The sequence below is a fragment of the Roseateles sp. Mitsp63 genome (genome assembly GCF_059491535.1).
The window spans coordinates 1197035-1217689 of record NZ_CP168509.1 but is presented as its reverse complement, the minus strand read 5'-3'; the positions used below and the strand labels follow the sequence as shown (position 1 = coordinate 1217689).

General features: G+C 66.6%; 18 protein-coding genes. 2 read left to right on the top strand and 16 right to left on the bottom strand.

All coding sequences use genetic code 11. From position 1 onward, the window contains the following. Positions 1 to 26: 26 nt before the first annotated feature. The 9 genes from ACEN96_RS05190 to ACEN96_RS05150 form a co-directional block, all read right to left on the bottom strand. Positions 27 to 1160 (bottom strand): deoxyguanosinetriphosphate triphosphohydrolase, encoded by a 1134-nt coding sequence (locus tag ACEN96_RS05190; RefSeq protein WP_495588553.1) that lies wholly within the window; start codon positions 1158 to 1160, stop codon positions 27 to 29. Positions 1161 to 1181: 21 nt separating this feature from the next. Then, the gene (aroB, locus tag ACEN96_RS05185) at positions 1182 to 2327 is read right to left on the bottom strand and encodes a 3-dehydroquinate synthase (protein ID WP_495586987.1); all 1146 of its coding nucleotides are present in this window, start codon (positions 2325 to 2327) and stop codon (positions 1182 to 1184) included. Beyond that, positions 2308 to 2913, bottom strand: coding sequence for a shikimate kinase (locus tag ACEN96_RS05180; protein WP_495586986.1), 606 nt, complete (start codon positions 2911 to 2913; stop codon positions 2308 to 2310). Before ACEN96_RS05180 ends, aroB begins: the two co-directional genes overlap by 20 nt. A gap of 22 nt (positions 2914 to 2935) precedes the next feature. Then, positions 2936 to 4972: an Ig-like domain-containing protein gene (locus ACEN96_RS05175; RefSeq protein ID WP_495586985.1), complete on the bottom strand. Its 2037-nt coding sequence runs from the start codon at positions 4970 to 4972 to the stop codon at positions 2936 to 2938. 73 nt (positions 4973 to 5045) lie between these two features. Then, entirely contained in the window at positions 5046 to 7274 is a 2229-nt protein-coding gene (locus ACEN96_RS05170) for a type IV pilus secretin PilQ (protein ID WP_495586984.1), read from the bottom strand. After that, positions 7271 to 7834 (bottom strand): pilus assembly protein PilP, encoded by a 564-nt coding sequence (locus ACEN96_RS05165; protein ID WP_495586983.1) that lies wholly within the window; start codon positions 7832 to 7834, stop codon positions 7271 to 7273. Before ACEN96_RS05165 ends, ACEN96_RS05170 begins: the two co-directional genes overlap by 4 nt. Beyond that, on the bottom strand, positions 7831 to 8538 hold the full coding sequence (locus tag ACEN96_RS05160) for a type IV pilus inner membrane component PilO (RefSeq protein WP_495586982.1): 708 nt from the start codon (positions 8536 to 8538) through the stop codon (positions 7831 to 7833). The genes ACEN96_RS05165 and ACEN96_RS05160 overlap by 4 nt, the downstream gene beginning before the upstream one ends. Before the next feature lie 7 nt (positions 8539 to 8545). Beyond that, on the bottom strand, positions 8546 to 9157 hold the full coding sequence (locus tag ACEN96_RS05155; RefSeq protein ID WP_495586981.1) for a PilN domain-containing protein: 612 nt from the start codon (positions 9155 to 9157) through the stop codon (positions 8546 to 8548). Beyond that, complete coding sequence (locus tag ACEN96_RS05150) at positions 9154 to 10233, bottom strand: pilus assembly protein PilM (RefSeq protein ID WP_495588552.1); 1080 nt, start codon at positions 10231 to 10233, stop codon at positions 9154 to 9156. The genes ACEN96_RS05155 and ACEN96_RS05150 overlap by 4 nt, the downstream gene beginning before the upstream one ends. Positions 10234 to 10677: 444 nt before the next feature. Between ACEN96_RS05150 and ACEN96_RS05145 the strand changes: the two genes are divergently transcribed. After that, entirely contained in the window at positions 10678 to 13116 is a 2439-nt protein-coding gene (locus ACEN96_RS05145; protein ID WP_495586980.1) for a penicillin-binding protein 1A, read from the top strand. Positions 13117 to 13146: 30 nt separating this feature from the next. Here the strand turns inward: ACEN96_RS05145 and cyaY are convergent, their stop codons facing one another. Continuing rightward, the gene (gene cyaY, locus ACEN96_RS05140) at positions 13147 to 13479 is read right to left on the bottom strand and encodes an iron donor protein CyaY (RefSeq protein WP_495588551.1); all 333 of its coding nucleotides are present in this window, start codon (positions 13477 to 13479) and stop codon (positions 13147 to 13149) included. A 58-nt stretch (positions 13480 to 13537) separates the two neighbouring features. Here cyaY and lptM point away from each other — a divergent pair, with 58 nt between their 5' ends. Then, positions 13538 to 13759, top strand: a complete 222-nt coding sequence (lptM, locus tag ACEN96_RS05135; protein WP_495586979.1) for an LPS translocon maturation chaperone LptM — start codon at positions 13538 to 13540, stop codon at positions 13757 to 13759. Between the two features lie 36 nt (positions 13760 to 13795). Here lptM and ACEN96_RS05130 read toward each other — a convergent pair whose 3' ends face one another. From ACEN96_RS05130 to ACEN96_RS05105, 6 genes are all read right to left on the bottom strand, one after another. Then, a complete protein-coding gene (locus ACEN96_RS05130) occupies positions 13796 to 14857 on the bottom strand; it encodes an ABC transporter ATP-binding protein (protein WP_495586978.1) in 1062 nt (353 codons plus the stop codon). Then, a complete protein-coding gene (locus ACEN96_RS05125) occupies positions 14854 to 15867 on the bottom strand; it encodes an ABC transporter ATP-binding protein (protein ID WP_495586977.1) in 1014 nt (337 codons plus the stop codon). The genes ACEN96_RS05130 and ACEN96_RS05125 overlap by 4 nt, the downstream gene beginning before the upstream one ends. A 16-nt stretch (positions 15868 to 15883) precedes the next feature. Then, complete coding sequence (locus tag ACEN96_RS05120) at positions 15884 to 16840, bottom strand: ABC transporter permease (protein ID WP_495586976.1); 957 nt, start codon at positions 16838 to 16840, stop codon at positions 15884 to 15886. Between the two features lie 49 nt (positions 16841 to 16889). Further along, the gene (locus ACEN96_RS05115; protein WP_495586975.1) at positions 16890 to 18122 is read right to left on the bottom strand and encodes a M20 aminoacylase family protein; all 1233 of its coding nucleotides are present in this window, start codon (positions 18120 to 18122) and stop codon (positions 16890 to 16892) included. A gap of 1 nt (position 18123) precedes the next feature. Further along, the gene (locus ACEN96_RS05110; RefSeq protein ID WP_495586974.1) at positions 18124 to 19101 is read right to left on the bottom strand and encodes an ABC transporter permease; all 978 of its coding nucleotides are present in this window, start codon (positions 19099 to 19101) and stop codon (positions 18124 to 18126) included. Positions 19102 to 19363: 262 nt separating this feature from the next. After that, positions 19364 to 20425, bottom strand: a complete 1062-nt coding sequence (locus ACEN96_RS05105; protein ID WP_495586973.1) for a porin — start codon at positions 20423 to 20425, stop codon at positions 19364 to 19366. Positions 20426 to 20655: the final 230 nt, after the last annotated feature.

The window sequence follows — 20655 nt, the reverse complement described above, 5'->3', positions numbered from 1 at the left end:
GGTGGGGACAGTTAGTCTGTCCCCAATTATGCGGCGATCAGCTTCCTGCCCGTGAGCCGCTCGTGTTCCTTGAGCGCGAAGCGGTCGGTCATGCCGGCGATGTAGTCGGCACAGGCGCGCGCGTGGTCCTCGTCACCGGCGAAATCGGCGGGCAGGCGCGCCGGATCCGTCAGATAGAGCTGGAACAGTTCACGTAGGACCTGTTCGGCGCGGTCGCGCTGCGCCTGGACCACCGGATGCCGATAGAGGTTGGCGAAGAGAAAGCGCTTGAGCTCGGTGCTCGCATGGCGCATGTCGGGACTGAATCGCACCAGGGGACCCTTGGTCCGCGCGTCCTCGGCGTCGGCGGGCGCGGCCGCTTCAATCGCCGCGCGGGTGGCATCGATGATGTCGTAGACCTGCTGTGACAGCATGCGGCGGATCGTCTCCGCCAGCAGCCGCTTGCCGGTCAGGCGGGGATAGGCGGCCAGCGTCTCGCGCAGATAGCGATGCACCAGGGGCACCTGCTCCAGTTGCTCCAGCGTCACCAGGCCCGAGCGCACGCCGTCGTCGACGTCGTGCGCGTTGTACGCGACCTCGTCGGCGAGGTTGCACAGCTGCGCTTCCAGGCTCGGCTGCCCGCCGATGAGGAAGCGCGCGGCAACGCCGCCCGGCTCGCGTTCCTCGATCCGCTGCGCGTCGCGCTTGCTGCAATGCTTGAGGATGCCTTCACGGCTTTCGAAGCTGAGGTTGAGTCCGTCGAACGCCGGGTAACGCTGCTCCAGCTTGTCCACGACGCGCAGCGACTGCAGGTTGTGCTCGAACCCGCCATGGGCCTTCATGCAGTCGTCCAACACGTCCTGGCCGGCGTGGCCAAAAGGCGTGTGGCCGAGGTCGTGGGCCAGCGCGATGGTCTCGATCAGGTCCTCGTCCAGCCCCAGGCTGCGGCCGATCGAGCGCCCCAGTTGGGCGACCTCCAGCGAATGGGTCAGCCGCGTGCGGAACAGGTCGCCCTCGTGGTTGAGGAAGACCTGCGTCTTGTAGACCAGCCGCCGGAAGGCGGTGCTGTGGACGATGCGGTCGCGGTCGCGCTGGAACTCGCTGCGGGTCGGCGCCGGGGCTTCGGCATGCCGGCGGCCGCGGCTGCGCGCGGGATCGGAGGCATGGGGCGCGCGCAGCATCGTCATCGTCGGTTCAGGCTTTCAGCGTGGAGCCGGCTCGGTGTGAGCGGCGATCACCTCGGCCACCATCGCATCGGGCGCTCCCCGCATGCCGGCCTGGCCAAGGCCTTCGATGACGACGAACCGGATCTCGCCGCCTTCGTTCTTCTTGTCGACCCGCATCAGGTCGAGCCAGCGATCGATCGGCATCGGCGGCGCCTTGACCGGGAGCCTCGCGCGCTCGATCAGGCGTGTCATGCGGTCGACGAAGGCCGGTGGCATCAGACCCAGGCGCACGGACAGCTCCGACGCCAGCACCATGCCGCAGCCCACGCCCTCCCCGTGCAGCCACTCGCCGTAACCCAGGCCGGTCTCGATCGCGTGGCCGAAGGTGTGGCCGAAATTCAGGATCGCCCGCAGGCCGGCTTCGCGTTCGTCCTGTCCGACGACCCAGGCCTTGATCTCGCAGCTGCGCTTTACCGCGTAAGCCAGTGCTGACTTGTCGCGTGCGAGCAGCGCGTCGAGGTTGCTCTCGATCCACGTCAGGAACGTGGCGTCGGCGATGGGGCCGTACTTGATGATCTCGGCCAGGCCGGCCGAAAGCTCGCGTTCGGAGAGCGTGTCCAGGGTGTCGAGGTCGGCGATGACGCGGGCCGGCTGGTAGAACGCGCCGACCATGTTCTTGCCGCGCGGATGGTTGATCGCGGTCTTGCCGCCGACCGACGAATCGACCTGCGCGAGCAGCGTCGTCGGCACCTGAACGAACGGCACGCCGCGCATGTAGATCGCGGCGGCGAAGCCCGTCAGGTCTCCGATCACGCCGCCGCCCAGCGCGAACAGAACGGTCTTGCGATCGGCCGCGCCGGCGAGCAGGTGGTCGATGACGGCGTCGAGCGAAGCCCAGCTCTTGTGCTGCTCGCCATCCGGCAGGACGACCGATTCGACACGCGAGTAATGCGGCGCGAGCTGGCGCTTCAGGCGCTCCAGGTAGAGCGGCGCGACCACGTCGTTGGTGACGATCAGCGCGGCCGACGCGCGCGGCAGGCCGGCCCAGGACGGCGGGGCGTCGAAGAGGCCGGGGCCGATGAGGATGTCGTAGCGGCGGTCGCCGAGATCGATGGCAACCGTGGAGGCGCCGGCGGACGAGGCCGCCACGGAAGACGTCGGATCAGGGAGCGGTGCGGTCATTCCCGGAAGTGTACGGGGCCTCGCTCGCCCCCACGGTGGCCGCGACCCGCGCCGGGTCGATGAGACCGGCCAGCTCGAGCTGCATCAGGATCATGTTGGCGAGTCCGTGCACCGACGGGCGGCTCGACTCGAGCACGAAATGGGCGCAGCGCCGGTAGAGCGGATCGCGCTGGCCATAGAGCTCGCGCAGCTTGGCCAGCGGATTGGCGACCTGCAGCAGCGGGCGCTGGGTGTCGTGGCGCAGACGCCGGAAGAGTTCTTCAGGCGAGGAGCGCAGGTACACGACTGTCGAAAGCGCCTTGAGCCGGTCGCGGTTGATGTCGCGCAGGACCGCGCCGCCGCCGGTGGCCAGGACCATTTCCTCGCCGCTGCGGGAACGCTCGAGCAGCCGGGCGATCACCTGGGATTCGAGGTCCCGAAACGACACTTCACCCTCCCGGGCGAAGTAGTCCTTGATCGACTCGCCGCCGAGATCGTGTTCGATCTCGGCGTCGGCGTCGACGAAGGGAATGTCCAGCTGTCTGGCCAGCAGACGCCCGACGGTGGACTTGCCACCGCCTGGCATGCCGACCAGGCTCAGGATCATTGCCACTGCATTGGCAGCACGATCAGTTCGGGCTGAAGCAGTAGGAGCCGGCGACGTCCGTCGACAAGCGCACCCGGCCGTACGGGCTGAGTTGGAACGCGGGGGACGAGGTGATCGTCGAGAAATCCGACGCCAGGGCGCTCAGGCGGTTGCTGTAGGTGGCCGGCGGGCTCACCACACCAGTCGCCGAAGCAGTGATCGTGTAGTCGAGCCACGTTGCCACGCTCTTTGCATACTCGATCTGCAGGACCACTTGACCCGACGCGTCCGTCTTGGTCGTCGTTCCTTCGAAGCTGATCGAAACGTCCGACTTCCGCGGATCCAGCTGACCATTGCCGTTGCGATCCTCGCCGCTGTCGATCAAACCGTCACGGTCATCATCCTCGTTCAAGCAGGACCACATACCCGGGACGGCGGAACCATTCGATTGGTAGAACGGCGCCCAGGCCGCACCGGAGACGCTGTAGGCGCCCTTGTAGTAGCGGGTCAGATCGATCACCGGGGAAATATCCACGCCCGCCGACGGCTTGCCGGAAGCGTCGACGACGAGTACCACGAACCGCTTGATGTAGGTCAGCTTCGACGCTCCCTCCGTCAGCGTGCCGTCCGTACCGATAGTGATCGACAGCGGACTGGACACCACGGTGAGCGTGGTGGTCATGGCATTCGGGCACGCTGTCGCGGCGAAGTCCGCGTAGTCCCAGCAAGCGCGAATCGTCACGCCATTCGTGCCGCTGGCCCGGTCGGCCGGGAAGTAGCTCGACGTCGCATAGCCGGAGGCGTCGCTATAGACCAGCGACGTGCCCGAGCTGATCGTTCCGCCGACGCTTTGCGACGCGTTGCCGAACAGCTCGAAACGCACGCGCATGTTCTGGATGGGCGCATTGGCAGCGGACTGGAACAGCGCGCGCAGCTCCACTCGATTGACCGTCGACCCCGCCGCATTGATGGCCACGACCGACGGGTTGGTCGTCGCCGTCGCGGACGAGGCCACCGTCGTCACCGTGGGAATCGTGGTTCCTGCCGTGGGGATCGTCACCGTCGACACGGTCGTCACGCCACCGGACACCGCGGTGATGTTGTACGCACCGGGTGTCGTGGGAGCCGTGTAGGTATAGGTGAAGGCACCGCTGTTGTCTGTGGTGCCGTTGACTGCCGTCTGACCGGGCGCCGTCACCGTGATCGCCTGGCCGCTGATGGCGTTGTCGTTGGTGTCCGACAGGCGGTACAGCACCGTATTGCCGGTCGAGCCGGCCGTCGGCGTCGAAGGCACTGGCGAGGCCACCAGCTTCGCACCGCTGACCTGGAAGCTGGCCGTGCGCTGCAGCGTATTGCTGGTCGCCGTGATGGTGACGATGCGATTCGACTTGTCAGCACCGATCTTCACGCTGGCCACCGACTGGCCGGACACGTTGGTCGTGCTGTTCGTGACGGCGATCGTGGCGCCATTGTTGACCGAGAACGACACCGGCACGCCGGCCAGCACATTGCGATTGGCGTCGACCGCCGTCACCGTGGCGACGACGGTGTCGCTGCCGGAATTGGAGACGGTGTACTTGTCCAGCGACAGCGAGAGATCGGCTGCGGTCGTCGTCGGGGTCGTCGTCTGGATGACGTTGAAAGTCGCCGACTTGGACACGGAGCTGTTGCCCACCGTCACGGTCACCGTGCGCAGGGTGTGGTCGGCGCCCAGGGAAATGGTCGCCGTGCTTGCGCCGGAGGTATCGGTCGTCAGCGACGAAGACGATGCGAAGACCGAGTTGTTCGGGTCGCTGATGGCGACCGTCAGCTTGGCATTCGCCACGCCGCCACGGTTCGCGTCGAGCGCGGTGGCCGTCAACGTCAGTGTTTCGGAGCCGTCGTTGGCCATCGTGCCCTTGCTGAGCACCACTGCCACGTCGCTGATCGCCGCCCCCGTGCCGCCGGAGCCGCCGCCACCGCCGACGACCGAGTCACCCGCCGAGCCGCCGCCGCCGCCGCACGCGGCCAAGCCGCCGGCCACGAAGGCCGTCAGCGTGACTGCCTTGAGCAGCCGTACCCACTTCTGATGGAAAGTCATTTCTCTGAACTCCTGCTCCGCCCGTTTGAGGTGGGCAGATTCTCCCTGTGCCTGATGACGTTGCTTCCCGACTTCAGCGCGTTCCGCTGACCCGGTCGCTCACCACCTTCGGCGTGATGAAGATGAGCAACTCGGTCTTGGCCGTGCTGCGCGACTTGTTCTTGAACAGGTTGCCCAGCAGCGGAATGTCGCCCAGGTACGGCACCTTGTTCTCGGTCTCGAGGTCTTCCTGCGTGTAGATGCCGCCAATCACGACCGTGCCGCCGTTCTCCACAAGCACCAGCGTCTGCACATGCTTGTTGTTGATCGCGTAGCCTTGCGGGGTCAGCGTGCCGCGGCTGTCCTTGTTCACGTCCACCGTCAAGATCACGTTGCCCTCAGGAGTGATTTGCGGCGTCACTTCCAGTTTCAGCACGGCCTTCTTGAACGAAATCGAGGTCGCGCCGCTCGATGTGGCCTGCTGGTACGGGATCTCCTCGCCCTGCTCGATCAACGCCTTGGTCTGATCCGCAGTCACGACGCGCGGGCTGGACACCACCTTGCCGCGGCCATCGGCCTCCAGCGCGGAGATCTCCAGGTTCAGGAACCGGTTCGCGGTGGCCGAGAACAGCGACAGCGCGAAGTTGGCCGCCGTGGCGCCGCCAAAGGCGTCCGCCGAGACGTTGGCTGGCAGGCTTACGAACTGCGAGTCGCTGTAGTTGTAGATGCTCTGCTGGTTGGTCGCCGATCCAACGGCCGAGTAGTTGCCGCCGATCGTCACATAGTTGCTGCCGCCGACGTTGTATCCGGGAATGCCTCCATTGCGGCCGCGCAGGTCGGTCGCACCCAGCTTCACGCCCAGCGCCCGGCCGAACTTGTCATCCGCCTCGACGATGCGAGCCTCGATCAGCACCTGACGCACCGGCACGTCGATCTTGGCGATCAGCGCCTGGATCTCTTCCAGCTTAGACGGGATGTCGCTGACGAACAGCTGGTTCGTGCGAGTCTCCCAGATCACGCTGCCGCGCGACGACAGAATGCGCGAATTGTTGTTGCCGCCACTACCTGCCGGGTTATTCGCGCCGGTCAGACCCTTGGCGACGTCCTCCGCCTTCGTGTAGTTCATTTGGAACGACTGCGTGCGCAGCGGCTCCAGTTGAGCGACCGCCTGCTTGGCCTCCAGTTCGGCCTTCTCCTTGCTGGCCAACTCCTCCTTCGGAGCGATCCAGAGCACGTTGCCGGACTTGCGCAGGCCCAATCCCTTGGCCTGGAGGATGATGTCGAGCGCCTGGTCCCAGGGCACGTCCTTCAGGCGCAGCGTCACATTGCCGCTGACCGTGTCGCTGGTCACCACGTTGAAATTGGTGAAGTCGGCGATGACCTGCAGCAGCGCTCGCACGTCGATGTTCTGGAAGTTCAGGCTCAGCTTGTCGCCGCTGTAGCCGGGACCTTGCGAGAGCTTGTTCGGATCGACCTTCTGCGGACGCACTTCCAGCACGAACTGGTTGTCGCTCTGGTAGGCGCTGTGTTCCCACGCGCCCTTGGGCGTGACGACGAGACGGACGCGATCGCCCTGCTGGGTGGCCACGACCGTCTGCACCGGCGTCCCGAAGTCGGTCACGTCCAGCTTGCGGCGCAGGCGCTCCGGCAGCGTGCTGCGCAGGAATTCCACCACCAGGTTCTGGCCCTGCTGCTGGATGTCCACGCCGACCTGGCTGCTCGGCAGGTTCACGACCACACGGCCCGCGCCGTCATTGCCGCGGCGGAAGTCGATCTCCTGCAGCGACTGCGCGGCGGCGTTCTGGCTCGGCGCGAAGTGCAGCGGCTCGGTCGTTGCCGCGCTACCGGTGGCCGCCGGGGCGGCTGCGGTCGCGGCGGCTGGCGCGCCGTCCAGGAAGATCAGCAGCGCGTTGTCCTGCAGCTGCGCGCGATAGGTGCTCGCCTGGCGCAGATTCAACACGACGCGGGTGCGGTCACCGGCTTGCGCCACGTTGGCCGAACGCATGTTGCCGGAGTTGATGTCCACCGCGTTGCGTCCCAGCCCGTTGGTCACGCCGGGCAAGTCCAGCGCGATGCGAGGCGGCACCTGCACGGCGAAGCCGCGCGGCACTTCCTTCAGCGGCTGCGCCAGCTCGATGCGGACGATGTCCGAGCCCGACTGCTGCGTCGCGCTGATCGAACGGATCATGTTCTGGGCCCAGGCCTGCACCGGCAGCACCAGCGCCAAGCCCACGGCGCAGGCCAGCGCCTGCCAGCGCTTGGCGCGCCCTTGTTCCCTCTTACCGACGCTCATCGCAGCGTTCTCCACAACGGTGTTCTTCATCGTCCCTGCTCCTGAAGCTGGAGGGTACTGGTGCGTTCAATCCATTCGCCCGCAGCGTCCTGGACGACTTCTCGCAATGTGATCTCGGTCTCGCTGATCTTGGTGATGCGGCCGAAGTTCTGGCCCAGGTAGTCACCGACCTTGGCCTGGTAAAGCAGGTTGTCCACTCGCAGCAGCGCGTAGGGGCGGCCGTCGCGCGCGACGCTGCCGACCATGGCCATGCTGTCCAGCGGGAAGGCCTCCAGCGGTTCGCGGCGGCGCTTCATCTCGGCGGCCAGCAACGAACTGGGTTGGGTCGCTTCGCGCCGCAGCGCGACCGTCAGCTTCTGGGTGCTGAACGGGTCGACCACCGCCTGCGCCTCGTAGGGCTGCGGCTGGAAGGTCTTGGGCGGCGTCAGCGGCTTGACGGTCGGGCGCGTTTGCTGGCGCTGCTCGTCCATCCACTGCTGCAGTTCGTCCGTGCCACCGGTGCAGCCCGCGAGCAACGCACCGGTCAGCGCGAGCCCGAGCCAACCGCCCACTCGGCTTGCGGCTTCTGAGGATCGAAGAAAGCGTGTCATTTCTTCTTCTCCGCGGCCGCGGCGGCCTTCTTCTGTTCCTCGATCTCGGTCGGGTCGAGATAACGATAAGTCCGCGCGACAGCATCCATCGACAGCGTCGCATTGGTGTCGGTGCGCGGTACCCCGTTCTGGCTACCGCCGCCGATCGGCGCTGCGATCGTCAGGTCGTGCAGCGTCACGATGCGAGACAGGTTGGACACGTCAGCCGTGAAGGCGCCGATGTCGTGATAACGGCCCGACACCTTGATGGCGATCGGTTGCTCGGCGTAGTAGTCGCGCATGACGATCTGACCAGGACGGAACAGCTCGAACTGCAGGCCGCGGCCCAGGCCAGCCTGGTTGATGTCCGACAGCAACGCATCCATCTCGGCCTTGCCTGGCAACTGCTTCTCAAGCTGCAGGACGTATTCCTCGACTTGACTCTTCTGTTTGCGCAATTCCGGCAGGTTGACTGCCTGGGTCAGCTTGTTGTTGAAGTCTTCCTTGAGCTGCGGCTCCCGGTCGCGCTCGGCGTCCAGGGCTGACTGTTCGTCGGACAGGACGGCGAACCAGCCCAGACCCACCGTGAGCAATGCGATCACGATGAACGCCAGGTAGCGAGGCGCCGGAGGCCATTGACCCGGCTCCTGCATGTTCAGGTTCTGGAACTGCCCGGAGAAATCAGCGAACCAGGCGTTGAGGTCCAGGTTTTTCAAACTTGCCATGGGTTCCTCACGACTTCTTCGCTGGGGTCACGGCAGCGCCGCTGGCCGCACCCGCCGCAGCTTCTGGCGCGATGCTCTTGATGCGGACTTGAACCGAGAAATCGTACAGGCGGCGGGGATCACGCGGATTCACCGGCGCGGCCTTGATTTCCACTAGGTCCGGGCTTTCGACCCATTCGGCGCGGCTGAGATTGCGCAACATCTCCGATACGCGTTCGTTGGAGGCGGCAACGCCGGTGATGAGCACAGCCTTGTTGCTCTGGCGCATGGTCTGGAGAAACACGCCCTCTGGCGTGAACTTGGCCAGCTCATTGAGCAGGTGCACCGGCGTGTTGCGATCGCTCTGCAGGTTCTCGACCGCGCGCTGACGGGCGCGCAGCGCATCGATTTCCGCACGCAAGGTCGCGATGTCCTTGATCTGCGCGTCGAGCTTGGTGATCTCGGCCTTCAGATAGTCGTTACGTTGTATCTGCGCGGCGGTGAGCTGCTGCAGCAGCAGGTAGATGAAACCGGCGATCAGCAGACCGGCGGCGAAGGACATTCCCAGCCCGACGAAGAACGCGGCCTTGCGGCGCTTGCGCTTCTCCTCGCGGTGCGGGAGCAGGTTGATCAGAATCACTGAAAGAACCTCCGCATGGCGAGGCCGCATGCCGTCAGGTAAGCCGGGGCTTCACGGCGCAGCTTGGATTCGCGGACCGCGGACCCAAGCACCATGTTCTCGAATGGGTTCACCACCATGCAGGCGAAGCCTGTCAGTTCGGTCACGCGCTCCTTCAGGCCGGGCAAGGTGGCGGTGCCGCCCGCGAGCATCACGTAGTGAACCTTGTGGTGCGGCGTGCTGGTGAAGAAGTACTGCAGCGCGCGGCCGATCTCTTGCGACAACGAATCGACGAAGGGATTCAGCACCTGCGTCTCGTAGTCGTCGGGCAGTTCGCCGCTGAGCTTCTTCAGCTCGGCCTCCTCGAACGAGAAGCCGTACTGGCGCGAGATCAGCATGGTCAGCTGCGAGCCGCCGAAGGCCTGATCGCGGTCGTACAGCATCTCGTCGTCGCGCAGCACCTTGAGCGACGTCGTGTCGGCGCCGATCTCGAACAACGCGACCAGCGCGTCCTTGCCCTCGTTGGGCAGGGTCTCGACCAGCCGGCCCACGGCCATGCGGGAGGCATGCGATTCGATGTCCAGCACGACCGGCTTCAGGCCCGCGGCCTCGGCCAGCGCCTGACGGTCCTGCACCCGGTCCTTGCGCGACGCGGCGATCAACACCTCGACGTCGCCGACCGAGGTCGGGCTCGGGCCGATCACGCAGAAGTCCAGCGACACCTCGTCCAGTGAGAACGGGATGTACTGATTCGCCTCCGCCTCGACCTGCAGCTCGAGTTCCTCCTCGCGCAGGCCGGCCGGCAGCATGATCTTCTTGGTGATCACCGAACTCTGCGGCATGGCCAGCGCGGCCTGCCGCGTACGGCTGCCGCTGCGGGTCACCACCCGCCGGACCGCGTCCGCGACCTCATCGAATTTCTCGATCTGGCCGTCGGTAATCCAGCCTTTTTCAAATGGCTCGGTGGCGAAACGTTCCAGGACGTATTCGCCGCTCGAGTTTTGACTCAATTCCACAAGCTTGACACTGGACGATGAAATGTCCAGGCCAATCATGGGTGGATGCGCGCGACCGCGCAGTAGGTCCAACAGCCCCATGATGCGTTCCCCCAACGCGCCGCTCATGCGCCGGTTTGTTAATAAGTTACTTGAATGCTATCAGCAAAGCCCTTGTCGCCCCAAGGCAAAGCGGTCACAGCACGTAACGCCGCGTTGCGTAACATACACGCCACCGACGGGTGGTAAAGCACCGAAAAAATGCCTTCGGGCTCCCCTTTCCGGGCGGTATCGCGTCAGATTCACGGGGCGCAAAATCTCCCGCCGGACTTCTTCGTGAGAGATGTCTCGAGGGGCTGAAAACGCCGCCGCGGAGTGTCCGCGAAGTTCCCGTCAATTCCTGTAACAGACACGGGGCGAGGATCAAGAGCTCGGGACCCCGCTTCCGGGGCCCTTCCTATAATCGCCGCTCGCGGCCCGCATCGTCACCCGTACAGGCCCTGATAGGGGCGGCCAGCCAGCAAGATTGCACACTCCGTCCGGCCCATGCCCTCGAAGAAAACCCCAGAGCCCTCCGAACCCTCCTTCGATGCCCCGTCCGACGCAGGCTCGGGCTCCAAGAAAGATCAAGGCGACGCGCCGCGCAAGAAACCCAAGGGCCCGGCCAAGGCGCGGCGCCCCTGGTTCGTCCGGGCGCTGGGCTGGCTCTTCGGCCTGATCCTGGCGGGCACCGGCGCGGTGGCGCTGCTGGTGGGCATGGCGCTGGCGATGGCCTACCCCCAGCTGCCGGACATCTCCGGCCTGACGGACTACCGGCCCAAGCTGCCGCTGCGGGTCATGTCCAGCGAGGGCCAGCTGCTGGCCGAGTACGGCGAGGAACGCCGCAGCTACTCCGACATCCGCGAGATCCCCAAGGTGATGCAGGACGCGATCCTGGCGATCGAGGATGCGCGCTTCTATCAGCATGGCGGCGTCGACTACCTCGGCGTCATCCGCGCCGGCCTGGCCAACTTCAGCGAGTCCAAGAGCCAGGGCGCGTCGACGATCACCATGCAGGTGGCGCGCAACTTCTATCTCTCCACAGAGAAGACCTTCACCCGCAAGATCTACGAGATCCTGCTGGCGCTGAAGATCGAGAGCGCGCTGCCCAAGGACAAGATCCTCGAGATCTACATGAACCAGATCTTCCTGGGGCACCGCGCCTACGGTTTCGCGGCGGCCAGCGAGGTCTACTTCGGCAAGCCGCTCAAGGATCTGTCGATCGCGGAGGCCGCGATGCTGGCCGGGTTGCCGAAAGCACCATCTGCTTACAACCCCATCAACAATCCGCGCCGGGCGGTGTTGCGTCAGCAATACATCATCGACCGGATGCTGGAGATGGGCTTCATCACGCCCGAGCAGCACGCCGCCGCCAAGGCCGAGAAGCTGCGCATCCGCCCGCCCCAGGAAGCGGCCAGCCACGCCGAGTACGTGGCCGAACTGGCGCGCCAGCTGATCTTCAGCCAGTACGGCGACGAGGCCTACACGCGCGGCCTGAATGTCTACCTGACGCTGCACGCCGACGAGCAGGAGCGCGCCTACCGCGCGCTGCGCCGCGGGATCATGGACTACGAACGCCGCCAGGTGTACCGGGGCCCCGAGGCCTACGTGGATCTGCCGGCCGACCCCAAGGAGCTGGACACCCGCATCGCCGAGGCGCTGTCGGACCACCCCGCCAACGACGAGCTGCTGGCCGCCGTCGTGCTGGAGGCCGGTCCCAAGCAGGTCGTCGCCGCGCTGCAGAGCGGCGAATCGGTCACGATCACCGGCGACGGCCTGAAGCCGGCGACCTCGGGCCTGTCCGAGAAGGGCAATCCCAAGACGCGCATCCGGCGCGGCGCGGTCATCCGCGTGATCAAGCTGGTCAAGAACAACAAGGATGAATGGACGATCACCCAGTTGCCGGAGGTCGAGGGCGCGATGGTGGCGCTCAGCCCGAAGGACGGCAGCGTCCGCGCGCTGGTGGGCGGCTTCGACTACAACAAGAACAAGTTCAACCACGTCACCCAGGCTTGGCGCCAGCCGGGCTCGAGCTTCAAGCCCTTCATCTATTCATCGGCGCTGGAGAAGGGCTTCAACGGCGCGACCGTGGTCAACGACGGCCCGCTGTTCTTCGATGCGACGACCACCGGCAGCCAGCCCTGGGAGCCGAAGAACTACGACGGCACCTTCGAAGGGCCGATGCCGCTGCGCCGCGCGCTGGCCAAGTCGAAGAACATGGTCTCGATCCGCGTGCTGCAGTCCGTCGGCGTGAGATACGCACAGGAATGGATCACCCGCTTCGGCTTCGACGCGGACAAGCACCCCGCCTACCTGACGATGGCGCTGGGCGCCGGCTCGGTGACGCCGATGCAGATGGCGCAGGCCTACTCGGTCTTCGCCAACGGCGGCTACCGGATCGCGCCGCAGCTGGTGCAGCGGATCACCGACCACTCGGGCCGCGTCCTTTATCAACAACAGGCCAAGCCCTTCGAGGACGCGCAGCGCGCGATCGAGCCGCGCAACGCCTTCCTGATGGACAGCCTGCTGCAGGAAGTCGCGCGCAGCGGCACCGCCGCGCGCACGCAGGCCACGCTGAAGCGCCCGGACATCTACGGCAAGACCGGCACGACCAACGACTCGATGGACGCGTGGTTCGCGGGATTCCAGCCGGAACTGGTGTCGGTGGTGTGGATCGGCTACGACCAGCCACGCAAACTTGGCGACCGCGAAACCGGCGGCGGTCTGGCGCTGCCGGTCTGGATCGAGTTCATGCAGTACGCGCTGCGCAACACGCCGGTGCAGGAGATCCAGCCGCCGGAGGGCGTCGTGAACATCGGCGGCGAGTGGTACTACGACGAGTTCGCCAACAACAACGGCGTGAAGGCGCTCGGCAACGAGGAGCATGTCCCGACCACCGGCTCAGAGGAAGAGAAGAAGAGCATCCTCGATCTCTTCAAGCGCTGACCGGCGCGAGCGTCGCCGGCGCCTGGCGGTTCAGGCCCCGCTGAAGCGCAGCGGCTTGCCGCCGTGATGGCTGGCCTCGTCGGACAGGCGGGCGAAGAATTCCTGGCCGTCCTTGGTGTCGCGCCATTGGCCTTCGACGAACTTGAAGTGATAGCCGCCCCGGCGCGAGGCCAGCCACAGCTCATGCAGCGGCGGCTGCGTGTTGACGACGATCTTGCTGCGGTCAGGGAACTGCAGCTCCAGCAGCCCGCCGGTGCGATGCTGGTCCACATCGATCACGTCGCCATCGAGCCAGGCATCGATCTCGGTTTCGATGCTGGCCAGCACGGCGTCGGTGCGGGCGTCGTATTCGGCGTCGGTCAGCGGAGTGGCGGTCATGTGCGGTCGAAAGCGGGCCCGTTGGAGACTAGACTGCGAGCCCATGAAGAACGTGAAGACGCGAAGTGTAGGCGCAGCCTCCACGCCGGCCCGAAGCTGCTCGGCCAAGGCCCTGACGACCTTGATGTTGTGCGCCGCCGCGCTCGCCGTCAGTGCCTGCGGACAGAAGCGCCCGCTGCAACTGCCGGCGAAGCATCCCGCGCCGGCATCGACGCCGGCCACGTCCGCCGCTTCAGCAGCCTCCGCCGCCAGCGCGGCGCGCTGACCCGCACGCGATCGATCGCGCCCTTGGAGCGGATCGTCAGATCCGCCCTTCCTCCACCGCGTGACAGGCCACGCGGATCCCCTTGAGCGCCAGCAACTGCGGCCGCTCGCTGGTGCAGCGCGCATTCGCGTGCGGGCAGCGGGGGTGGAAGCTGCACCCGCTCGGGGGATTCAGCGGGTTGGGCACCTCCCCCTGCACGGGGGTGCGCGAACGGCCCGTCATGTGAATGTCGGGAATCGCGTCGAGCAGCATCCGCGTATAGGGATGACGCGGTGTCGCGAACAGGGTGCGCTTGTCCGCCTGCTCCACGAGCCGGCCGAGGTACATCACGCCGACCTGATCCGCGACATGCCGCACCACCGCCAGGTTGTGCGAGATGAACAGATACGTCAGGCCCTGCTTGCGCTGCAGGTCCTTCATGATGTTCAGCACCTGCGCCTGCACCGACACGTCCAGCGCCGAGGTCGGCTCGTCGCAGACCAGGAATTCGGGTTCGGTGGCCAGCGCCCGCGCGATCGAGATCCGCTGGCGCTGCCCGCCGGAGAACTGGTGCGGGAACTTCTCGGCGTCCGCCGGCGACAGCCCCACCGATTGCAGCAATTCGCCGACGCGCCGCTTCAATCCGGCGGCGTCGCGCACCAGGCCATGCTCGCGCAGCGGCTCGGCGACGATGTCCTGCACCTTCCAGCGCGGATTCAGGCTCGCATAGGGGTCCTGGAAGATCATCTGCATCCGGCGCCGCAGCGCCAGCGCCTTCGGCCCCTTCAGCGTGGCCGCGATGTCCGTGCCGTCGAAGCGCACCTCGCCCTGCGTCGGCGCATAGAGCCCGACCAGCAGCCGCGCCACCGTGCTCTTGCCGCAGCCCGACTCCCCGACCAATGCCAGCGTGCGCCCCTTCTCGATCGTGAAGCTGACGCCATCCACCGCATGGACGAACTGCCGGGGCTTGCGTTCGATCACCCGGTTCAGCCACGGCGCGGAGACGTCGAAGGTCTTGGCCAGGTCGCGCACCTCGACCAGCGCGGCACCTGCCGGGCCCGATGTCGTGGTCCCTTCCGCCTCGATGGCGGCAGTGGTCTTCTCGCTCAGGACCGTCATGCGGCGCCTCCTTGCAGCGCTGCATCAACATCGACAGCGACGGCGGCATCGGCGTGCAGCCAGCAGGCGGCCGCGGTCGCCGGCGCCTTCATCAACTCGGGGCGCTGCTGATGGCAGCGGTCGAAGGCCTTGGGGCAGCGCGGATGAAAGGCGCAGCCGCTCGGGATCGCGTTGAGCCGCGGCATCGCGCCATCGATCTGCACCAGCCGCTCGCGGTCCTCGTCCATCGAGGGGATCGATCCCATCAGTCCCGCCGTGTAGGGATGCCCTGGGCGGTGGATCACCTCCTGCACCGGTCCGATCTCGACGACGCGGCCGGCGTACATCACCGCGACGCGGTCGCAGGTCTCGGCGATGACGCCCATGTCGTGCGTCACCAGCATCACCGAGGCGCCCTGCTCGCGGCAGACCCGCTTGAGCAAGGCAATGATCTGCGCCTGGATCGAGACATCCAGCGCGGTGGTCGGCTCGTCGGCCACGATCAGCTTCGGATCGGCCGCCAGCGCCAGGGCGATCACCACGCGCTGGCGCATGCCGCCGGAGAACTGGTGCGGATACTGGTCCACGCGCGCCTCGGGCGCCGGAATGCCGGTCGCGGCGAGCAGCTCGATCGCGCGGGCGCGCGCCTGCTTCTGCGTCAGGCCCAGGTGCGTCGTGATCGTCTCCACCAGTTGCCGGCCCACCGTGTACAGCGGGTTCAGCGAGGTCAGCGGGTCCTGGAAGATCGCGCCGATCTGACGGCCGCGCACGCGGCGCATCTGGTCCGCGGGCAGGTTGTCGATGCGGCGGCCTTCGAGCAGGATCTCGCCGCCGGCGATGCGGCCCGGCGGTTCGAGCAGCCCGATGATGGCCGAGCCGGTCAGCGACTTGCCGGCGCCGGACTCGCCGACCACGCCGAGCACCTCGCCGGCCGCGATGTCGAAGGACACGTCGTCCAGCGCCAGCAGCGTGCCGCGCCGGGTCGGGAATTCCACGCGCAGATGGCGGACTTGAAGCAGGGGAGCGGTCATCGATCGGTCCGTCATCTCAACGCAGGCGGGGATTGAGCGCGTCGCGCAGCCAATCGCCGAGCAGGTTCACCGACAGCGCGATCAGGATCAGCATCGCACTCGGCGCGATGGTGATCCAGAGCTCGCCGGAGTAGAGGAAGTCGTTGCCGATGCGGATCAGCGTGCCCAGCGACGGACTGGTCGGCGGCACGCCGACGCCCAGGAAGGACAGCGTCGCCTCGATCAGGATCGCCGACGCCACCTGCAGCGTGGCCAGCACCATCACCGGACCGGTGACGTTGGGCAGCACGTGGCGCCACATGATCGCCATCGGCTTGGCGCCGATCACGCGCGCGGCCTGGACGTATTCCTTGTTGCGCTCGACCAGCGTCGAACCGCGCACCGTGCGCGCGTACTGGACCCAGCCCGTCAGGCCGATGGCCAGCACCAGCACCGCGAAGGCCAGCGTGTCGTGCGCATTCTTGAAGACGACGCGGCCGATGCCGTCGATCAGCAGCGCGATCAGGATCGACGGGAAGGACAGCATCACGTCGCAGATCCGCATGATGAAGGCGTCGACGCGGCCGCCGACGAAACCCGCGAGCAGGCCCAGCCCCACGCCGACCACCATCGACAGCACCACCGACGCGACGCCGACCAGCAGCGAGATGCGCGAGCCATACATGATGGCGGACAGCAGGTCGCGCCCCTGGTCGTCGGTGCCGAGCAGGTACTTCGAGGAGCCGCCCTCGACCCAGGCCGGTGGCAGGCGCGAGTCCATCAGCTCCAGCGACGCGAGGTCGAAGGGATCGTGCGGCGCGATCCAGGGCGCGAACAGCGCGCACACCACGCACACCAGCGCGACGAAGGCCGCGGCCATCGCGGTCTTCGAGCGGGTGAACGAGTGCCACACATCTCCGTCGAAGAAGCGCTGCAGCGCGTTCGGGGCCGGTGGGATTGCCGGGGGCGGCGAAGGAGGCAGGGAAGCGGTCATGCGAGGGGCGCGGGGATCGGTTCGATGGCGGGGCGGCGGGGTCGCCGGCTCAATGGGGCGCCAAGGGCAGCGCCTGCTCGACGAGCGCTGCGAACAGCGCGGAGCCGAGCGGCAGGACCTCGTCGTTGAAGTCGTAGCGCGGTTGATGCAGTCCGCAGGGACCGCCCTGCCCCAGCCGCAGGTAGGCGCCGGGCCGCGCCTGCAGCATGAAGGCGAAGTCCTCGGACCCCATGCTGGGCACGAGCTTGTCGTCGACGTTCTCGGCGCCGACCAGCGTCTGCGCGACCCGCACCGCGAAGTCGGCCTCGGGCGCGCTGTTGATGGTGGCGGGATAGAGGCGCTGGTAGTCGACCTTGGCGCTCGCGCCGAAGCCGAGCGCGACCGACTCGACCAGGCGCGTCATGCGCTCCTCCAGCAACTGCTGCACCTCGGGCTTGAAGCTGCGCACGGTGCCGGTCAGGTGCGCGGCCTCCGGGATCACGCTGAAGGCGCTGGGCTCGCCGGCCTGCATGGAGCACAGGCTCACGACGGCCTGCTCGATCGGCGCGATGTTGCGCGACACCAGGCTCTGCACCGCGGTGATCAGGTGGCCGGCGATCAGCACCGGATCGATGCTGAGGTGCGGATGCGCGCCATGGCCGCCGCGGCCCTGGATCGTGATGGTGACGCGATCCGCCGCGGCCATCATGGCGCCGCGGTTCAGGCCGATCTTGCCGGGCGGCAGGTGCGGCCAGTTGTGCATCGCGTAGATCGACTCGACCGGGAATCTGTCGAACAGGCCGTCGGCGATCATCTCGCGCGCGCCGCCGTAGCCTTCCTCGCCGGGCTGGAACACCAGCACCGCGGTGCCGCTGAAGCGGCGCGTCTGCGCCAGGTGGCGCGCCGCGCCGACCAGCATCGCGCAATGGCCGTCATGGCCGCAGGCATGCATCAGGCCGGGCGTCGAGGAGCGCCACGCGAAGTCGTTCTGCTCGCGCAGCGGCAGCGCGTCCATGTCGGCGCGCAGGCCGATGAGGCGGGGCGCCGCGGCGCCCTCCCCCTGCGCCGGCTTCTGGCCATGGATCGTCGCGACGATGCCGGTGCGGCCCAGTCCCTGATGGATCTCGTCGACACCGCAGGCCTTCAGCGCCTGCACGATGCGCGCGGCGGTGCGGTGCTCCTCGAAGCCGAGTTCCGGCATCGCGTGGAGTTCGCGGCGCAGCGCGACCAGCTCGCCGCGCGACTCGAAGAGCCGTTGGTAAGTGCCCGCCGAGGAGGCGGTCAGCAACTGCGGTTCGCTCATGTCAGTGGGCGCCGCCGCGCACGCGCAGGCGCGGGTCGACGGCGAAGTACAGCAGGTCGACGACGAGGTTGATCACCACGAAGATCAGCGAGATCAGGCACAGATAGGCCGCCATCACCGGAATATCGGCGAATTGCACCGCCTGGATGAACAGCAGACCCATGCCGGGCCATTGAAACACGGTCTCGGTGATGATCGCAAAGGCAATCAGCGATCCCAGTTGCAAACCGGTGATCGTGATGACCGGCACCAGCGTGTTCTTCAAGGCATGGCCGAAGTAGATGGTGCGGTCGCTCAGGCCGCGGGCGCGGGCGAACTTGATGTAGTCGGCGCGCAGCACTTCGAGCATCTCGGCCCGCACGATGCGCATGATCAGCGTCAGTTGGAACACGGCCAGCGTGACGCTCGGCAGCAGGAGGTGCTTCAGGCCATCGGCGGTCAGCAGCCCGGTGCTCCAGGTGCCGAACATGACCACGTCGCCGCGGCCGAAGCTCGGCAGCCAGGTGAGTTGCACCGCGAAGACCATGATCAGCAGGATGCCGATCAGGAAGGTCGGCAGCGCGACGCCAAGCAGCGACAACGTCATCAGCACCTGCGCGCCGAAGCTGCCGCGGCGCAGGGCCGCATAGACACCAAGCGGGATGCCGAACACCAGCGCGATCAGGGCGGCTGCGGCCGAGAGCTCGAGCGTCGCCGGAAAGCGCTCGGCGATCAGCGCCGAGACCTTGCGGCCCTGCTTCAGGCTGACGCCGAATTCGCCTTGGGCCGCGTTGGCGGCGAAGTGCGCGAACTGCACGACGAAGGATTGGTCCAGGCCCAGGTCCTTGCGCAGTTGCTCGCGCTGCTCCGGCGTGGCGTCCTGTCCGAGCAGGTTGTTGACCGGGTCGCCGACATACTGGAACAGCATGAAGGCGATGAAGGCCACCGCCAGCATGACGACGATGGCCTGCGCCAGACGGCGAAGAATGAAAACCAGCATGGACGGGGGCCTCCGGCGTCGGCTTGGGCGTGACGGCTCGCGGCCTTGGCCCTGGCACGACCTGACCCCGGAGGCAAGGCGCTTCAGAAGTGGACCATCATCGAGGAGCGTTTCGCGCCCGGCAAGTGGGTTACTCCTTAACGCCACATGAACCCGGCGTCGCCCGGGCCGTCGCGCGGAAACGAAAAAACCGCCCGAAGGCGGTTTCCATGCGGCGCCACGAAGGACGCCGGATGCGCTTGGATTGCAGGAGCCCGGTCGATCAGAAGCGGTGACGCAGACCGACGATCGAGCCGCCGCGCTTCTCGGCGCCGTTGGCGAAGCGCACCGCACCACCGGCGGCGTACTTGGTGTAGTCCAGCTCGAGATACGCGTCGGTGCGCTTCGAGAAGGCGTAGTCCGCGACGATCGCGACGTAGTGGCCCTTGCTCTTCTGCGTGCTGACCACGTAATGCGTCTGCTGCGCATACCAGTAGTGCGCGCCCAGGTTCAGCTGGGGCGTCATCTGGTAGGTGAAGCCGGCGGAGATCATGTCGCGCTTCTTGACGTCGTTGGCCGCGGCGTTCAGCACTGGTCCGAGCAGGCCGGCGGTGTAGAGCGTGCCCATCGCGCCGCCCGGGTCGAACTTGTTGGTCGCCCAGGAAATGTTCATGTACCACGGACCGACCGTGTAGCCGGCGCCAGCCGTCCAGCCTTTGACCTTCCGGCCGGCCTGGTCCTCGACCTGCAGGTAGGCGCCACCCAGCGCGATGGGGCCATCGGCGTATCGCAGCAGGCCGCCGACCGACTTGTTCGGACCCGTGCCTTCGCCGGCGGAGACCTGGACCTCGCCGCGGATCGGACCCGACTCGATCAGGTACTTGACCATGTTGTCCTGGCGGGCGCCCATCGACAGGCCGATCTCGGGCTTGTAGGCCTCGATGTAGGGCGAGTACTTGAAGGAGGCGTAGGTCGACGTGTAGATGTCGAACAGGATGTTGTATTGGCGTCCGATGGTGATCCGGCCGAAGTCACTCGACTGAAGACCCACCCACGACTGGCGCCAGAAATCGGCGGCAGCCACCTGGCCGGTGTCGGAGCTCAAGCGATGCTCGAGGTTGGCAATCGCCTTCAGACCGCTGCCGAGGTCCTCGGTCACGTTGATGCCGAGCCGGCTCTGAGACATGCCACCCGGGATCACCTGCTTCTCCGAGGAACCGGCGTTGGCATTGCTGGTCCAGCGCAGACCCACGTCCATGATGCCGTACAGCTGCACGCTCGACTGGGCCCAGGCTGCACTGGTGCTGGCTGCCAGGATGCTCAGCGCCAAGGCGGCTTTCTTCATGTGATGTCTCCTGTGTTTGGTTTGGTCGCCGTGATCGATTCTCAGCGAAGCCCTCCAACGGAGATGCTTTGTGTTGCACATCGCCCACGCGAGCAAACCCTGTCAAGTTTGCGACGACCCGATAGAGGGAAAACCCGCGATGAGTGTTTGCAAAATCAACAACAGTGCGTTGCGGCGACAGTGCTTGATCGAGGGGGGCAAGGCCTGTCCCTCGAACTGACAGAGGATGC

Coding starts and splice junctions, on each gene's coding strand:
- ACEN96_RS05190 (WP_495588553.1), bottom strand. CDS start 1,160: ATGCTGCGCGCGCCCCATGCCTCCGATCCCGCGCGCAGCCGCGGCCGC.
- aroB (WP_495586987.1), bottom strand. CDS start 2,327: ATGACCGCACCGCTCCCTGATCCGACGTCTTCCGTGGCGGCCTCGTCC.
- ACEN96_RS05180 (WP_495586986.1), bottom strand. CDS start 2,913: ATGATCCTGAGCCTGGTCGGCATGCCAGGCGGTGGCAAGTCCACCGTC.
- ACEN96_RS05175 (WP_495586985.1), bottom strand. CDS start 4,972: ATGACTTTCCATCAGAAGTGGGTACGGCTGCTCAAGGCAGTCACGCTG.
- ACEN96_RS05170 (WP_495586984.1), bottom strand. CDS start 7,274: ATGAAGAACACCGTTGTGGAGAACGCTGCGATGAGCGTCGGTAAGAGG.
- ACEN96_RS05165 (WP_495586983.1), bottom strand. CDS start 7,834: ATGACACGCTTTCTTCGATCCTCAGAAGCCGCAAGCCGAGTGGGCGGT.
- ACEN96_RS05160 (WP_495586982.1), bottom strand. CDS start 8,538: ATGGCAAGTTTGAAAAACCTGGACCTCAACGCCTGGTTCGCTGATTTC.
- ACEN96_RS05150 (WP_495588552.1), bottom strand. CDS start 10,233: ATGGGGCTGTTGGACCTACTGCGCGGTCGCGCGCATCCACCCATGATT.
- ACEN96_RS05145 (WP_495586980.1), top strand. CDS start 10,678: ATGCCCTCGAAGAAAACCCCAGAGCCCTCCGAACCCTCCTTCGATGCC.
- lptM (WP_495586979.1), top strand. CDS start 13,538: ATGAAGAACGTGAAGACGCGAAGTGTAGGCGCAGCCTCCACGCCGGCC.
- ACEN96_RS05130 (WP_495586978.1), bottom strand. CDS start 14,857: ATGACGGTCCTGAGCGAGAAGACCACTGCCGCCATCGAGGCGGAAGGG.
- ACEN96_RS05125 (WP_495586977.1), bottom strand. CDS start 15,867: ATGACCGCTCCCCTGCTTCAAGTCCGCCATCTGCGCGTGGAATTCCCG.
- ACEN96_RS05120 (WP_495586976.1), bottom strand. CDS start 16,840: ATGACCGCTTCCCTGCCTCCTTCGCCGCCCCCGGCAATCCCACCGGCC.
- ACEN96_RS05115 (WP_495586975.1), bottom strand. CDS start 18,122: ATGAGCGAACCGCAGTTGCTGACCGCCTCCTCGGCGGGCACTTACCAA.
- ACEN96_RS05110 (WP_495586974.1), bottom strand. CDS start 19,101: ATGCTGGTTTTCATTCTTCGCCGTCTGGCGCAGGCCATCGTCGTCATG.
- ACEN96_RS05105 (WP_495586973.1), bottom strand. CDS start 20,425: ATGAAGAAAGCCGCCTTGGCGCTGAGCATCCTGGCAGCCAGCACCAGT.